Source organism: Candidatus Angelobacter sp. (assembly GCA_035607015.1).
Lineage (GTDB): Bacteria > Verrucomicrobiota > Verrucomicrobiia > Limisphaerales > AV2 > AV2.
The window spans coordinates 1-14,921 of sequence record DATNDF010000482.1 but is presented as its reverse complement, the minus strand read 5'-3'; the positions used below and the strand labels follow the sequence as shown (position 1 = coordinate 14,921).

General features: G+C 58.7%; 12 protein-coding genes. 5 read left to right on the top strand and 7 right to left on the bottom strand.

Translation table 11 applies throughout. The features are described 5' to 3' along the window. The coding region (locus tag VN887_19165; GenBank protein ID HXT42137.1) for a hypothetical protein at positions 1-326 on the top strand (326 nt) is incomplete at its 5' end. A gap of 27 nt (positions 327-353) precedes the next feature. On the opposite strand, the gene VN887_19160 is transcribed toward VN887_19165, so the two are convergent. Continuing rightward, positions 354-893 carry a hypothetical protein gene (locus VN887_19160; protein ID HXT42136.1) on the bottom strand — a complete coding sequence of 180 codons (540 nt, stop codon included), beginning with the start codon at positions 891-893 and terminating at the stop codon, positions 354-356. A 199-nt stretch (positions 894-1,092) separates the two neighbouring features. Between VN887_19160 and VN887_19155 the strand changes: the two genes are divergently transcribed. Together VN887_19155 and VN887_19150 are read left to right on the top strand one after the other, a co-directional pair. Beyond that, positions 1,093-2,616 carry an alginate export family protein gene (locus tag VN887_19155; GenBank protein HXT42135.1) on the top strand — a complete coding sequence of 508 codons (1,524 nt, stop codon included), beginning with the start codon at positions 1,093-1,095 and terminating at the stop codon, positions 2,614-2,616. Positions 2,617-2,757: 141 nt separating this feature from the next. After that, positions 2,758-5,994 carry a PVC-type heme-binding CxxCH protein gene (locus tag VN887_19150; protein HXT42134.1) on the top strand — a complete coding sequence of 1,079 codons (3,237 nt, stop codon included), beginning with the start codon at positions 2,758-2,760 and terminating at the stop codon, positions 5,992-5,994. A gap of 81 nt (positions 5,995-6,075) precedes the next feature. On the opposite strand, the gene VN887_19145 is transcribed toward VN887_19150, so the two are convergent. After that, positions 6,076-7,371, bottom strand: coding sequence for a lactonase family protein (locus VN887_19145; protein ID HXT42133.1), 1,296 nt, complete (start codon positions 7,369-7,371; stop codon positions 6,076-6,078). A gap of 43 nt (positions 7,372-7,414) precedes the next feature. Here VN887_19145 and VN887_19140 point away from each other — a divergent pair, with 43 nt between their 5' ends. Further along, positions 7,415-7,699: a hypothetical protein gene (locus tag VN887_19140; protein HXT42132.1), complete on the top strand. Its 285-nt coding sequence runs from the start codon at positions 7,415-7,417 to the stop codon at positions 7,697-7,699. On the opposite strand, the gene VN887_19135 is transcribed toward VN887_19140, so the two are convergent. Continuing rightward, positions 7,696-8,472: a hypothetical protein gene (locus tag VN887_19135; GenBank protein ID HXT42131.1), complete on the bottom strand. Its 777-nt coding sequence runs from the start codon at positions 8,470-8,472 to the stop codon at positions 7,696-7,698. The genes VN887_19140 and VN887_19135 overlap by 4 nt on opposite strands. 105 nt (positions 8,473-8,577) lie before the next feature. After that, complete coding sequence (locus VN887_19130) at positions 8,578-9,096, bottom strand: DUF4184 domain-containing protein (GenBank protein ID HXT42130.1); 519 nt, start codon at positions 9,094-9,096, stop codon at positions 8,578-8,580. A 140-nt stretch (positions 9,097-9,236) separates the two neighbouring features. Between VN887_19130 and VN887_19125 the strand changes: the two genes are divergently transcribed. Next, positions 9,237-10,088, top strand: coding sequence for a carotenoid biosynthesis protein (locus VN887_19125; protein HXT42129.1), 852 nt, complete (start codon positions 9,237-9,239; stop codon positions 10,086-10,088). Positions 10,089-10,100: 12 nt separating this feature from the next. Here the strand turns inward: VN887_19125 and VN887_19120 are convergent, their stop codons facing one another. Genes VN887_19120 through VN887_19110 form a run of 3 tightly spaced genes read right to left on the bottom strand, consistent with a single transcriptional unit; the run spans position 10,101 to position 14,874 of the window. Further along, complete coding sequence (locus VN887_19120; GenBank protein ID HXT42128.1) at positions 10,101-12,467, bottom strand: hypothetical protein; 2,367 nt, start codon at positions 12,465-12,467, stop codon at positions 10,101-10,103. A 60-nt stretch (positions 12,468-12,527) separates the two neighbouring features. Continuing rightward, positions 12,528-13,883, bottom strand: coding sequence for a hemolysin family protein (locus tag VN887_19115; GenBank protein HXT42127.1), 1,356 nt, complete (start codon positions 13,881-13,883; stop codon positions 12,528-12,530). Position 13,884: 1 nt separating this feature from the next. After that, a complete protein-coding gene (locus VN887_19110) occupies positions 13,885-14,874 on the bottom strand; it encodes a CNNM domain-containing protein (protein HXT42126.1) in 990 nt (329 codons plus the stop codon). Positions 14,875-14,921: the final 47 nt, after the last annotated feature.

Sequence of the window (14,921 nt, the reverse complement as noted above, 5' to 3'; positions counted from 1 at the left end):
ATTTGCACGAGGAACGTGGAGAAAACTTCGGGAACGCGCGCCTGGTCAGAAATTGTTTTGAAACCGTCATCAACGCACAGGCGACGCGCCTGTCGGCGGGCGGGACGTTCGATTCGCGCGCGCTGACAGTGCTCGAAGTCCAGGATCTGTCCACGCCGGCGCAACAGATGTTCGAGGAGTATCAGAAAAGCAGGAAGAGCTACGTGGTCAAGTGTCCCGGCTGCGGTCAGGTCTATTCCTGGTCGCCCGACCTCGACATCGTTGACGCCGTTTGCACGAAATGCGGCAAGACCTACAACTGTGAGTTCGGCGAACCCGTTTCGTGAAGCCGACGGCTGGTGGACGCAGCGTTTTTATTTCAGCGCACCTTCGACCATCTTCTTAAAGTCCGCCGTCGCTGCCCTGGTTAAATCCTTCGGTCCGGTCAGCTTCACAAAGACGCTCCCCTGCTCCGCTTCGATGATTGCGCCGGCGAGCGCGTAATTCGGCATCGGCGTCTGCGGCCCGCCCGGTATGCCGCTCTTGTAGGTTCCTTCCGCCGACACGTAAGTCACCTTGTGTTTGCCCACGGTGACCTCCTCAGTCTTCGCATTGATCTTTTCGCGTGGTTCAGCAAATTGCCGGAACCATCGCTCCACGTTCGCCTGTGTGCCTCCGGCGTTGCCGGGCCCGAAATGATAAAAAACAACTTCCGCCTCGGCTTTCGTCTTTGCGTCCACCACCTTGAGTTCGGCTTTGCGCATGGGCGAGGTGCTCGCCACCCATTCCCAACCCGCCGGTCGGGCGAATGTGAATTCGCTGACCTTGAAAGTGGCCGGCGTTTCCGCCGCGCGTGAAACATTAAGAATCGCGAAGTACAACAAAGCCAAAACCGGCTGAACGGCAGTTTTCATACGGCTTTAGTAAGGGACTCGGTGCTGCGTGTCAACGAAAGGTGAACGTCACCGAGCCAGTCAGTAAGGGGCCTTTATTTTCGAACGGGCCCATCCGCGCGTACAGGCCACGTCGCCCGCTGGAGCCGGTCGATTCTTGTTCTTGATACCGAGCCCGGCACGCTGACAATCTCGAATATGCAGCGGGATTCCTTGTCACATGCAAACCGTTAATCGCTTCGCCACCGCAGGGGCCACGGTTCTGGCTATTATCAACGCGGTTTATGCGGACGACAACAAACCGCCGCCCTCGACCAATAACGGGAGCGCGGCTTCTACGCCGACACCTCAAGCGGCCATTGCGACGCCGCAGGCGGCGGGTCTGGTCAACGACTGGCTTCGCGGTGAATCGGACTTTTTCAAGCCTTGGGACCTTGGCGGCCAGTTCCGCGCACGCGAGGAGCACAAGGAGTATTTCGCGGCAGCCGGGCAGCCCGGCGCGCTGGATTTCCGCAAGATCGGAGGTGATCCGGACAACACTTATCTGTTATTGCGCTCCAAACTGCACCTGGGTTATTCCCCGGTTCCGTGGTTCCGAGCGTATGTTGAAGGACGGAACAGTTCGTCAACCGGAGATGATCGCAATCCCAACCCGGATTCAGACGGCGCACTTGATCTGCATCAGGGTTACCTCTCGCTCGGCAACGCGGCGCAGTTCCCGTTGACGGCCAAAGTGGGCCGTCAAGAACTGGTTTACGGCGACGAGCGCCTCGTCGGCACCTCCGACTGGCTCAATGTACCGCGTGTGTTCGACGCCGCCAAACTGCGCTACGAAACCACGGACTTTTGGGTGGACGCGTTTGTCAGCCGACCCGTCCTTATCGACGAGAACAACTTCAACACCTCGAACGATTACGAGTATTTCTCCGGCATTTATGCGTCCACGAAAACGCTGATCCCTCGACAGGAGACGCAGCTCTATTTTCTGGCGCGCAACACTGGCCCCGGTTCGCCGGCCGCCAACGCAGGTGCCACGCCACAGGCCGGCGGAGCCACGCCACGGGATATTTACACGATCGGTTTGCGCGTGAAATCCCTGCCCGGACAGTTCGGCGCCTGGGATTACGAAGCAGAACTGGCGGGACAATTCGGCCGGTACAAGGAAACCGTCGCCGGTCCGAGCCTCGATCAGGAAGCCTTCGCTGCCCACATCGCCGGCGGCTACACGTGGAAGAACGCCTTCGGCGCCCCGCGCCTCGGTCTGGAATACAACTTCGCCTCCGGCGACAGCGACCCGGCTGACGGAAAGCACGAGACGTTCGACAATCTCTTTCCAACGAATCACAAATCCTATGGGTACATGGATTTTGTTTCGTTACAAAACATCCACAATCTGCGCCTGAGCGGCTCGCTCAAACCCATCAAGCAATTGACTGTTACTCTCGACGGCCATGCGTTCTGGCTGGCGGACACACACGACTCGTTCTACACTGTGGCTGGAGTCCGCCGCGGCGGTCTGGCGGCGACTCCCGGAAACGGTTACGGCATTAACCCAAACTACAGCAGCTACGTCGGCTCGGAGGTGAACCTCATCGCGACTTACGCGATTAAACCGTACGCGATACTTCAAGGAGGCTACGGGCATTTTTTCGTCGGCAACTACGTGAATAGTTCTCTTGCCGGCCTGCCGGGTGGCGCGACCGACGCCGATTTTCTTTACGCCCAGTTCACGTTCAATTTTTAAGGCCCGGCTTCATTGGTTTCGTCGGTCGCCGAGATTTTGTGCCCTCCGCCGGCCAGGCTTCATTGCGGCCCGGCGAAACCTCTGCTCAGTGCATCGATTTTCCTGCTGACGTTTTTGCCGGGTTCCGGCTATAATCAACGGATGAACCCTTTCGCACTGCGCGCCGCCGCCGCCGCCGCAACTCTCATTGGGCCCCTCACCTTCGCCGCGCAATTCAAATTCGGCGACCAGACGTTGACGGTCCCCGACGGTTTCGAGGTCGAATTGGTCTCCAGCACCAATCTTGTCCAACGCCCGGTCAGCGCGAGCTTCGATGACCACGGCCGCCTTTACGTGACCGACTCATCCGGATCCAATGCCAAACCGGACGAACAACTCAAGAATCCGTCCGCCCGAATCATTCGGCTCGAAGACACGGACGGCGATGGCCGTTTTGACAAGTCGGTTGTGTTCGCCGACAAGGTGATGTTTCCCCAGGGTTGCTTGTGGCATGACGGTTCGGTGTACGTCGCCGGACCCCCGAGCATCTGGAAGTTCACCGATACCGACGGCGACGGCGTCGCGGACAAACGCGAGGAATGGTTCAAGGGCGGCACACTGACCGGCTGCGCCAACGACATTCACGGCCCCTACCTTGGCCCGGACGGCTATATTTACTGGACGAAGGGCGCGTTCGCCGAACAGACCCACAAACTTGGCAATGGCCGGGTGCTCAACGACCGCGCTGCGCATATCTATCGCGCGCGCCCGGATGGTTCGGACCTTGATGTCATTATGTCGGGCGGTATGGACAATCCGGTCGAGGTCGCGTTCACCCCCGAAGGCGAAGCCATTTTCACCAGCACGTTCATTGACTTCAGCCAGCCCGGTTACCGCGACGGCATCGCGCACGCGGTCTATGGCGGTGTGTTCGGCAAACAAAACGACGTGCTTGAAGACGGACGCGTAAAGCGGACCGGTCCCGAACTGATGCACCCGTTTTACGAGGCCGGCAACGCCGCCGAGTGCGGTCTCTGCCGCTACGAGAGCGCCGTGTTTGGGAACGACTATCGCGACAATTTTTTTGCCACGACCTTCAACCTGCACAAAGTCACGCGCCACATTCTGCAACCAAAGGGCGCGACCTACGCCAGCACCGACAGCGATTTCCTTGTCTCCGACAGCGTGGATTTTCATCCGACTGACGTTCTCGAAGACGCCGACGGCAGCCTGCTCGTGCTGGACACCGGCGGTTGGTACAAACTGTGTTGTCCAAGTTCCCAGCTCGCCAAGCCGGACGTGCTGGGGGCGGTTTATCGAGTGCGGAAGCGTGAGGGGGAAAAATTGGAAGATCCCCGGGGACTGAGGATCGCCTGGGCACGAATGAAACCTAGTGAACTTGCAAAGTTTCTTGATGATGCACGCCCTGCTGTAGTGAAACACGCTATCGAAAGCTTAGCGAAAAAAGCAGATGCCTCGCTGCCCGCGCTGCGCAGAATTGTTTCGTCAGGAAAGGACACAAACGGATTCAAGGACAAGCGCGCCAAGAACAAGGGCGAATGGCTTAACCGATATCATCACTGGCGCGAAGAGCAGATCGCGAAGTTGCCATACACGACTCGGGCGCGACAAAATGCTCTATGGGCCTTAACACGAATCGAATCGTCCGAAGCCAGGGCGGCCGTCCGCGTCGGAACGGATGATTTTGAAGAAGCGGTTCGACTGGCTGCGTACGACTCAATTTCTCTTCATCGAGATAGGGCAGGAGGCGAAAACGTGGCGAAGAGTCTGAACGAATTTATGAGCCCGCAGGAATGGAGAGCCGCATTCGAAACCATTGGCCGAACATGCACGTTCTCCAAGTTAACGGCTGTGGGTTTGCTCGCGAGCTTCGACTCCGAAGCTATGAAATTCGGCAAGGATCGAGTTTTACAACAAAGTCTTTGCTACGCACTGATTGAAGCGAGAGCAATTGAGGCGACGCGGTTCCTCGAAGGACACGCAGTAGAATTCGGTCCGTCACCTCTCATCGCTCTCGACCAGATGGACGGCAGTGATCTGAAAGCATCGGACGTTCTGCCATTCCTCAACGCATCGGACGAACACCTGCGCTCGGCGGCGAACTGGATCGTCGGTCATCACCCTGATTGGGGTGGCACTCTCGCCTCATTCTTTCGGGAACGACTGGCGAATCAACATCTGGCTGACACCGACCTTGAAACGATGCAGCATCAATTGGCGCAACTGGCCCGCAGTTCCGCGATTCAGGATTTGCTGGGTGAATCCTGCGCAACCGGCTCCAAAGAAAGCCGGCTTGCCGCCCTGCGCGCCATATCGCAAACCTCGCTCAAAGAAGTTCCGGCTTCGTGGTCAACCGGCCTTTCGCACGCGCTGGCGGATGCCGATGACGCAATCCTTCACGCGGCCACTGCCGCTGTTCGAGCCCTGCCGGCAGGAAAGGCAAATGCACCCGACTTCTCCGGGTCGTTGCTGAAGATCGGTCGCAACTCATCGCGTCCGGTTGATCTGCGCCTGGACGCTCTTGCAGCGATGCGCAACGGGCTCAAAGACGTCGAACCCGGACTCTTTGAATTCCTCGCTTCAAACCTCGGTTCGGCAAAGCCGCCTGAAATCCGTTCGACGGCCGCTTCAGTGGTTGGCCGCGCAGAGTTGGCCGATGACCAATTGCTTGCACTGGCTGATGCGCTTGAGACGGCCGGGCCGCTGGAAGTTTCCCGGCTTATCAGCGCGTTTGCCCACACGAGCGCCGAAGCGGTCGGGACCAAACTCGTCGCCGCGTTGAAAGGATCGAAGGCGTTGAACAGTCTTCGCGCCGACCAGCTCAAGCCGTTGCTGGAAAAGTTTCCTGAATCCGTGCGAAAGGACGGCGAAGCATTGCTCCTGTCGTTGAACGCGGACGCGGCGAAACAAAAGGCGCATCTGGAAGAACTCCTCGCGTCGCTGCCGAAGGGAGACATCCGGCGGGGCCAGGCAATCTTCAACAGTCCAAAAACGGCCTGCTCCACGTGCCACTCGATCGGCTACCTTGGCGGCCATGTTGGCCCCGACCTGACGAAAATCGGCGAAGTGCGCACCGAGCGCGATTTGCTGGAGTCCATCGTTTATCCCAGCGCCAGTTTCGTGCGCAGCTACGAGCCGGTGATCGTCGTGACAAAATCGAACGACGAGATCAGCGGTGTGTTGAAGAAAGACGCCGCCGATGAGGTCGTTCTCGCCACGGGGCCGAACACCGAGGTACGAGTGGCGCGTGCGGACATCACCGAGATTCGCCCGGGCACGGTGTCCGTCATGCCGCAAGGACTGGATGAACAGCTCAACCGACAGGAGTTGGGTGATTTGCTGGCCTTCCTGAAGGGCACCAAATGGGGGGCGCAGTAGGGCATTTCCTGCCACTGCGTCAGCAAGCGAGTTTGTGAAGTCGTCTGCCAGCCGCGTGGGTTGCAACCATCCGCTCCAGGTTCATCCATCGGCCCGAACGAACACCACGCACACCGGCGCTCCAACCTCAATGCGGCTGCCAGTCGGCGTCAGGTGCCCGGTCGTCTGGTCAATGCGAAAGACGACCACGCTGTCGGAATCCTGGTTGGCGGCCAACAAATACCTGCCGGTAGGATCAATGCCAAAACTGCGCGGTGTTTTGCCCGCGGTCGAAATGTTCTCCAGGTGGGTCAATTTGCCGGTTTTCGCGTTGATGCCGAAGACAACAGCGGTGTCGTGCCCACGATTCGAGCCATACAAGAACTTCCCCGACGGGTGCGTTGCGATTTCGGCGGTGCTGTAATTCGGCCTCACTGATTCTCCGTCGGGCAACGTTGAGAGAGTTTGCAGTTCCGTCAACACTCCGCGGTTCGCGTCGTATGAAAACGCAATGACAGTGCATTTGATCTCGTTGATGACATAGGCATACCGGCCGTTGGGATGAAACGCGAGGTGGCGCGGCCCGGAACCCGGGGCGATCGAAGCCGAAGGCGGGTCGTTTGCAGCCAGTGTGCCGGCAATGGGATCAAACTTGTAAACCAACACCTTGTCCAATCCGAGGTCACAGGCGAGCGCGAAACGGTTGCGCGCGTCCGTTGTGATAAAATGTGCGTGCGGACCTTCCTGACGCTGTTTGTTGGCGCTCGATCCCCGGTGCTGGATAAAGGTCGCTGGCACATCCAGCCTGCCATCCTGCTTGACCGGCAACGCTTCGATACTGCCGCTGCCATAGTTAGCGACGAGAACAGTCCTGCCGGTTGCGTCCACGGAAACGTGGCACGGCCCGTCTCCCCCGGACGGCTGCTGATTCAGGAGGGTCAGCTTGCCGTTGTTCGGATCAATGGCAAAGGCACTCACACCCCCGCTCTTTTTACCGTTGAAATCGCTGACTTCGTTCGCGGCGTAAAGAAATCTGCGATTTGGATGAACCGCAAGAAAACTTGGGCTGGCGGCTTCGGCGGCCAGCTCGGGAACACCCAGCTTGCCACTCGCTGCATCAAAACGGGAAACGTAGATTCCCTTGCTCCTCGGACCGGTATAAGTGCCGATGTAAACAAGGAAGATCCCCGCTGCGTATGTGGGTTCGGCCGCCGCCGCGCGGGCTTGCAATAAGCAGCCGGGGAGCAGCGCGAAGGTCAATACGCATACATTCCCAACCACGCGGAGGATTTTCATGCGGAGATTGAACAGGGCCGGGTTGCGCCAGGCAAGAACGTTCGTGACGAGATGTTCAACAAAACTCTCGAGCAAGGGTCCATGTCTTGCCGGTGACTTCAAAATGGCGGATGCAACGCCTTGTGTCTCCGATTAAGCTGACCGCATGATCACCCATTTGTGTGACCTGTGCGGCCGTCCGCTCGAGAAAGGTCAGCTACGATACCGCGCAAGAATCGAAGTGGTCGCTGCCGCGGATCCCCTGGAAACCACGCTCGAAGACCTGCTGCGCGACACCCGCCGCGAAATGGACGCTCTGGTTGAGCAGTTCGAACGGCGGACGGAAGACGAACTGATGCGCGATGTGTATGCAAGGTTTGAATTCCACCTTTGTCGCCCCTGCCAGAAAAGCTACGTGGCCGATCCGCTGTCGCTCGCGGCAAAACGCTAACGATGTCTGCCGCCGTGAAAACCACCACCCAAGCCCAGGCGTCCGAAACCCACTCGTCCGCCGAAACCGGCGCGTCCGCCAAAACCGAATCGCGAATACGTGTGGAATCCACTGAACGAGTAGAAGGGACGGTAGCATGGATACCGGAAACCAAAATAAAACGGGGACGAATAGCAGTAACGAGGATATGAATAGAATGCCGGATAGGTGTAAACCGGATAGGAACCGTAGGCGTAATCCGGGTAAACGTAGTTGTAGGTGACGGCTGGCGCGGTGTAAACGGGTGCCGAATTCGTGTTGCCGGTTGCCGCGGCCGCCTTCGCTTCTTCGGTCGTTCTCTGCTGATTCTGAGCGTACGCCGCCGCGGCCTGCTGCTGTACCTTCGCGCCATGACGAATCAGCGCAGTAATGATTTGCGGCGGCACCCCGAGATCGTGAAGCCGAACAACTTCGTCCGCATTCGGATGATATGGCACATTTGAATTTTCGATATAATTCAAAATCACATCCGTCTCGACGCCTCCCTGGGACATTTTCGCAATTTCGTCCACGCCGAACGAGAATTTCGACGTTGGCGCGGCCATCTTCATGCCTGCCTGCGGGCCTTGAGTGGTGGAAGACGTGCCGGCATCGGGTGTCTTCGCTTCCTCCGCCGCTGCGCCCGCTCCCGTATCGTTGGAAGCGCGGACGGGCTCAGAGTGGACGCTGAAAACCGCCATCGGCACCATGATCACCGCCACCGCAACCGGGAAAGTCAGTATTCGTGTCTTCATGCTTGCTCCATTCTGTTGACGACAATGCAGTCAATTCATTCAACCAATTCTTGAACCGCCGCCAACGTACCCGCGAACGAACAGTTGCGCAAGTCCGGGCCGCCACTACACGTCAAGTCGGCGGTTACGTCGTCGCAATAAGATCGCAGTTCCAATAACCCCCAGCGTTACACAAAGGAGATGAAGCGACTGGACGCTGATCAGGTGCAGAAAAGGGTTCGACACGCTGAAGGGACTGAATGGAGCGAGATCTCCGTGCATGATACTGTCGAGAAAGACGTGGCTGTAAGTGCTGATCATTGAAGTCAGGAATGCGCTGCTCCACGAAATGCCCGCCCCATCTCCGATGAGAGCTTTGAAGGGCGCCCGCGGAATCGCACGCCAGACACTCAGGCCGGCCTTGCACACCGGGCGGCCCGCGACCGCACAACACAACCCGACGACCGTCGCGCCGGCATAAGTATGGAACAGTCGGTGCACCGGATATTCGCCACGAGCCAGATGGTATCCCGATTCCAGGTCCGTCACGCACTGTGTGAAACAAAACAGCGCAAAACTGAACTGCTTCGGGATGGCCGCCTTAAGCGCCGCTCCCGGGCCAAAATGAAACGGCGTGAATGGCATGGGCGATGGAGTTGGCTTCATCAATTACCGGATCGCCGACGGGCGCGAGCCGAACATTTTTCTGGAGCCAGACTATCAAGAATGAGTAAATCGCTTGGCATATTGCCCAATAGCATCGACCCGATCCGAACGCGTCAAGAATGAAACCCCTGTTCAAGCCGGCGCCCGTTGAAATTTTCGGTGGAGGCGTCGCGCAACTGCCGTCCCCATGGGCACACACGCTTCACAAACCCTTCTTCATCGCTTTCCTCGCCGGCTTCGCAGTCGCCTGGGTTGGACTGCTGCTCGGCATCGAAACGCCCGCGGAATGGCGTTGGCTGGAAGGCGCCTTGTGGCCCCTGGCCGCAGTCACTTCCATTGTCGGGCTCGCGCGGCGACTGCCGGAACAAAGCGTTTTCGTGGCCACGACGCTGATTATGGTCATCACGCTGGGCATTTTGAGCGTGGCTGAAAAGACCGGTGTCCCGTTCGGCCCGCGCGCCTACACGGACGCGCTCGGGCCGAGGTTGTTTGGCGCGCCCTGGGCAATCCTGTTTCTATGGCTCGCCATCATCGTCAGCAGCCGCGGCGTCGCCCGGCTCATCATGCGGCCGTGGCGCAAGACGACCTATTATGGATTCTGGGTCATCGGCCTCGCCTGCCTGCTGATCGTGCTTTTCGACGCGGGTCTCGAACCGTTCGCGACGCGCGTGAAGCATTACTGGTTTTGGGAGGTACGGACGGAGATCCCGGGCTGGTATTCCGCGCCGTGGGTGAATTTCCTTGGCTGGTTCGCAGCCGCGCTGGGCATCCTCGCTTTCACGACGCCGTGGCTCATCAACAAGCAGCCGGTCAAACAACCGACCGATTACCATCCGCTCATGTTGTGGCTCCTGCTGAATTTTTATTTTATCACCGGCTGCGCGCTGCGGCAGATGTGGCCGGCCGTCGGCTTCAGCGTCGTCGCCAACGCAATCGTGACCGTCTATGCCGTCCGGGGCGCGCGCTGGTGAATCGTGGACCTTTCATCTCTTACGAAGCCAGACCTCGGCAACGTGACAACCGCGTCCATTGTCGCCCAGTCCCGGTTCCCGGTACCAACTCAGCGTCAACTCTCCATTTTTCGTCGCTTCCAGGGGAATGTCGAATTCGAGCGGTTCCGGCGGAACGGGCTTTGACATGAACGGATGGATTTCAATGCCCCCGTTGGCGACCAGGCGGATTTTGCGGCCCGGCATATCGCTCGCATAAACTACGCGAAGCCGGTAACGGGTGTGAGAATCAAGCCGGTCATAATGCAACTGGAGCGGCTCGTCATAGAGTGACCCGGCATTATTCCACCAGGAAACACGACCGCCCTTGTATCCGAAGTCCACAAACGATGACCGCAGGGACGCCGGGTCCTTCTCAAAGCCAGGTCCACGAACCAGATGTGGCTGCCGCAGCGGATTCCCGAGATCATCGTAGTAGCCACCGGAGCCGGGATCGGTCCAATGAAGGATTTGTTCGATGCGCCCGAGCCGGCGCTGTTCGTCGGGTAGATTGTGAATCTCCGCGAATTGTTGACCCAGCCATTTCCGATCGTTCAATAGCACGTCAATGTTGTCGAGATTTGCGCCACGATCCACCGCTTCAGCCTTGTAGAGCGGGACGCTCAACTGCATTCCGATGCTGCGATACAGCGCCCCAGCCAGTTCGAACACGCGGGCACGCCACCGGGTCAACTCGCGACTTATCATGCCCCGCTCCAGGATTGATTCCGCTTCCGACATCACCGCGAGCGAGCCGAGATGTTTTGCGCCGCGCAGTTTTGTTATCGCCTTGTCTTCAAGCCCGGTCTCGTAAAGGAGCCGGCCGCGTGTGTAGGCGTCATAATAAGCGCGATAAAGCGCCTGTTGAAACCGCCAGTTGCCCTTGAGTCGCGGAGAAGCCGATGCCTCCATCGCCTGAAACTTTTTCAACGTCGCGAAGACGCCTTTGTTCGTTAACAACGCACCGCGCCAGTTCCGTTCCAGCGCCAGCAAACCTTGGGCGAAATCTTCGGTGTAGCGATCACCGATGAAATAACGGCTGTAGTCGCGCAGAACGTTGGTGACATTGACATCGGGATCCCAGCCAAGCGCGCTCCAGACGGCCTTGTTCACGTCATCATTGCAACCTTCCGAGTAGGTGAGAAAACCGATGGTGTCAGGTTGCGTCAGACGGAAGATCGTCGCCTCGTCCAGCGGGCGCGGATTGATTGGCTCGCGACCCTCGGTCGCCGCAAAGGCCGAGTCCCAGTCCGGCACGGGATACTCACAACGCCAGCTGTGAGTGATGTCGGGATAATGGCGGATCGGATATTTTTGAGGAATCGCAAGACGCAATTGCGACAAGCTGATACGGACTTGTGGACCGTAAACCACGCCGCTCAGCCAGCCCGGCCGCTGGTCGCGGAGAATGGCAATAAACTCATCGAGCCACTTCTGATTGAAGCTCTGCGGTGAGACCCACATCTGCGCCTTGGGGTGATACCGGTGGAGGTTCTCAACCTGCTTTTCAAGCAAACCCATCAGAACTTTTGGTTGCGTGTGGCCCGGATCGCCGCCCGGCACAAAGACGGCATCAACCCGGGGCAGTTTTTTGAAGACCTCACCCCACTCACGGAGCGCAAACTCCACTGTTTTCTCGTCCCCGTAGTTCGCGTCCATTGCCGGATACCAGATCCAAACGTCGAGGCCATACTCGTCCGCCAGCCGGGACATTTGCGCCATCATCTCCATCGGCGGCAGTGGAAAGTGCGGGCTCGATGAATTGTCATCCGAGCGCGGCGGAATCAACTCAATGGCGTTGGAGCCGAACACCACCAGATCACGGATGTACTGTTCCCAGCGCGCAACGTCCCACGCATCATAGGAATTGGTCTTGGGCCGGTAGCCCAGCTGGTGTCCGCGCAAGCGGTATTTGGGTGCGGTTGCAACATCAAAATCGTCCCGTAGATTCACAGCGCCAGCGCGCATGCGCAGACCGCGCAGCAAGCGGCCGACGCCAAATACAACGCCGCGGTCGTCATTGCCGATGACAAATACAACAGGAGCGCGCCGGCCTTGTTTAATGTGGATGCGGTAGCCTTCCGCGCCTTCAACCTTTCGATCCTTTGACAACCCGCTGGCGTATTCCCCGGCAAAGGAATTCTGTTTCGACGCCACACCGATGGCGATGACCGTTTGTGACGAATCCGGCCACTTTGACCCGACGACCCAGCGGATCCCGGACCGTTTTTCCACTTCCTCGATCAACATCGTCACAGCATTCTTTTCCAGACGGGATGGACTTTCCGGCGTCACGATGACCGCTCCGCCAAGCTCAACTGCGGCGCCCCGGGTAATCAACGTTGCTAAAACCGCACCCATCACCGCGAATGTTCGACCGGCACACCAAGCTGCGCTTTTAGTTTTGAGACGCATTCTGGTTCAAATTGAAGGCATGGATGTTGTCCCATCATCCGCAATCTCAAGCCGACGGGTGAGTTTCAGTTTTCCCACTTTCGTTCCGTCCGTTTCCTGGACCCGCAATTCGTACGCACCCAGCGCGAGCGTGTCGCCCGGCTTCGGAAATCCCCCGAGCCGGTGCGTCACCCATCCGCTCGTGGTGGTAATGCCCTCCGCCTGCACCGGTTCGCCAACGACGTCCGCAAGTTCGTGCAATGGCAGCGCGCCATCGAGTTCCCAGGTGTGCTCGTCCTTGTTGACCAGCAAGGGTTTCTCCTGGTCGAACTCGTCCTGAATCTGGCCGACCAGTTCCTCCAGAATGTTTTCCAGCGTCACCATGCCGACTGTGCCGCCATACTCGTCCACGACGATGGCGAAATGCAGCTTTCGCTCCAGGAACAGGTGCAGGAGCTTTTCCAGGGGCACGGTTTCCGCCGCGTAAATCAGCTTCCGGCAGACGGGAAGCAGATCCGCGCCAACGCGCGCTTTGATCCGCATCGCGTATAGATCCTTGATATGAATAACACCGCTGGTTTTGTCGAGGTCACCCTGCTCGCACAATGGAAAGCGCGAATACCGCGTCTTCTCCGCGATATCAATGCATTCCACGGTCGTGGCCGCGGTGTCGAGCGCAACGATTTCCTTGCGCGGGCGCATCACGTCCCGCGCGACGCGATGCCGCAGGTCGAGCGCGTTCAAAACGATGTCCCGGCCCAGGCGCGTCGTCATCGACTGTTTCTGCGAGGCCATAAACAACAGCCGCAGTTCTTCCTCGGAATGACTGCGGTCGCTCTCCCGGGCGGCCTCGACGCCGAGGCGGCCGAGCAACCATTGCGCGGAACGATTTAACAACCAGATGAATGGGTAGGTGACCCGGCCGAACCAGACCAGCGGTTGCGCCGTCCACAGGGCAACCGGCAGTGTCTTGCGGATGGCGATCGCCTTGGGCGCCAGCTCGCCGACCACAATCAGCAGAAACGTGTTTACCAGGAAGCCGGTAATGATTGCCACCGTGTGGCGGACAGTCTCGGATTGCACGTTCAACCCCGTGTAGACCGGCGTCAGCAGCGCATTGAACACCGGCTCCACCAACACCCCCAGTCCCAGGCTCGCCAGGGTGATACCCAGTTGGGTGGCGCCGATGGCTGCATCGAGGTTTTGAACCAGTTGCCGCGCGATCTTCGCGCGGCGGTGCCTTTTAAGAATGAGCGTGTCGAGCTGCGTGCCGCGGATTTTCACCAGTGCCAGTTCCGCGGCCACGAAAAACCCGTTTAACAACACCAGCCCGGCGACGGCGAGAAGGTTCAACAAAATCGAACTGCCTGTTTCGTGAGGCATATCACAAACTCACTTCTCCAAAAATGAACTTCAGAATGTCCTGGAGGCTGACAATCCCCAGTTCGCGTTGGTCGCGTCCGAGCACGATGGCCAGCCGCTGGCCGCTCCGCTGCATGCGGCGCAACGCCTCCTCCGCGCGCATTTTGTGGTCCACATAAAGTGCCGGCTTCACGTGGTCCCCGGCCGATTTGTCCGGGTCCAGATCGCTTTGATACAGCAGGGTTTTCAAACTGACCACGCCTGCCACGCGGAGCGGGTCTCCATTCGCCTGCCAGACCGGCAGCCGGGTCAGATTGCGCTCGCGGCACAACCGCAGTACTTCCGACATGGGTGTCTGCCATGCGACAACAGTCGCCTTTTCCAGGGGCACCGTGATCCGATCGACGGTCAGGTGTTGCAAATCAAGCACACGGTTGATCATCCACCGTTCCTCCGAACTGAAGGTCTGCGCCGACTCCTGCATCACGAGCCGGAATTCCTCGCGCGTGCCAAACAAGTGTCCGGTAAACGTCCTTCCGCCCGTCCAGCGAAGCAGCCCGTTGGCCAGGCGGCTCAGGAGCGCCACCAGGGGTGATAACGCCGCATGGATCAGCCGGAAAGGGCCGACCAACGACATGCACAAACGGTTCGGATAAGCGCGGAAGAGCATCTTCGGTAGCAATTCACCCAGCGCGTAGAAGAAAAAGCCGCCGGTCAAAAAAATCACCCAAAATGCCGCCGGGTGCGAATAATAACGCCGGTGCAGGGTGATCACCGCCAGGCTCACCGCCACGAAATTCGCAAGCGTATTGCCCACCATGATGGTCCAGAGGAAATCCTCCGGCTTTTCCAGATAGCCGTGCAGGACACGAGCGCGTGATTTGCCGGCGCGCACCCATTGCCGGATTCGCAAACGGCTCAGCGCAAAGACACCGGCCTCCATGCCCGACATGAAAAAGGAGAGCGCGAACGACAGCGCCAATACCACGGCAATTGTCACGCCGTACTCCATTCAATGCCCTCCTTTTCGATTCACCGTTTCGATCAGCAGTTCGCGCA

What these genes read in the sequence shown, in the direction of transcription:
- VN887_19115 (HXT42127.1), bottom strand. Translation starts at nt 13,883, where the DNA reads ATGCCTCACGAAACAGGCAGTTCGATTTTGTTGAACCTTCTCGCCGTC.
- VN887_19135 (HXT42131.1), bottom strand. Translation starts at nt 8,472, where the DNA reads ATGAAGACACGAATACTGACTTTCCCGGTTGCGGTGGCGGTGATCATG.
- VN887_19160 (HXT42136.1), bottom strand. Translation starts at nt 893, where the DNA reads ATGAAAACTGCCGTTCAGCCGGTTTTGGCTTTGTTGTACTTCGCGATT.
- VN887_19110 (HXT42126.1), bottom strand. Translation starts at nt 14,874, where the DNA reads ATGGAGTACGGCGTGACAATTGCCGTGGTATTGGCGCTGTCGTTCGCG.
- VN887_19120 (HXT42128.1), bottom strand. Translation starts at nt 12,467, where the DNA reads ATGGGTGCGGTTTTAGCAACGTTGATTACCCGGGGCGCCGCAGTTGAG.
- VN887_19155 (HXT42135.1), top strand. Translation starts at nt 1,093, where the DNA reads ATGCAAACCGTTAATCGCTTCGCCACCGCAGGGGCCACGGTTCTGGCT.
- VN887_19130 (HXT42130.1), bottom strand. Translation starts at nt 9,096, where the DNA reads ATGCCATTCACGCCGTTTCATTTTGGCCCGGGAGCGGCGCTTAAGGCG.
- VN887_19125 (HXT42129.1), top strand. Translation starts at nt 9,237, where the DNA reads ATGAAACCCCTGTTCAAGCCGGCGCCCGTTGAAATTTTCGGTGGAGGC.
- VN887_19140 (HXT42132.1), top strand. Translation starts at nt 7,415, where the DNA reads ATGATCACCCATTTGTGTGACCTGTGCGGCCGTCCGCTCGAGAAAGGT.
- VN887_19150 (HXT42134.1), top strand. Translation starts at nt 2,758, where the DNA reads ATGAACCCTTTCGCACTGCGCGCCGCCGCCGCCGCCGCAACTCTCATT.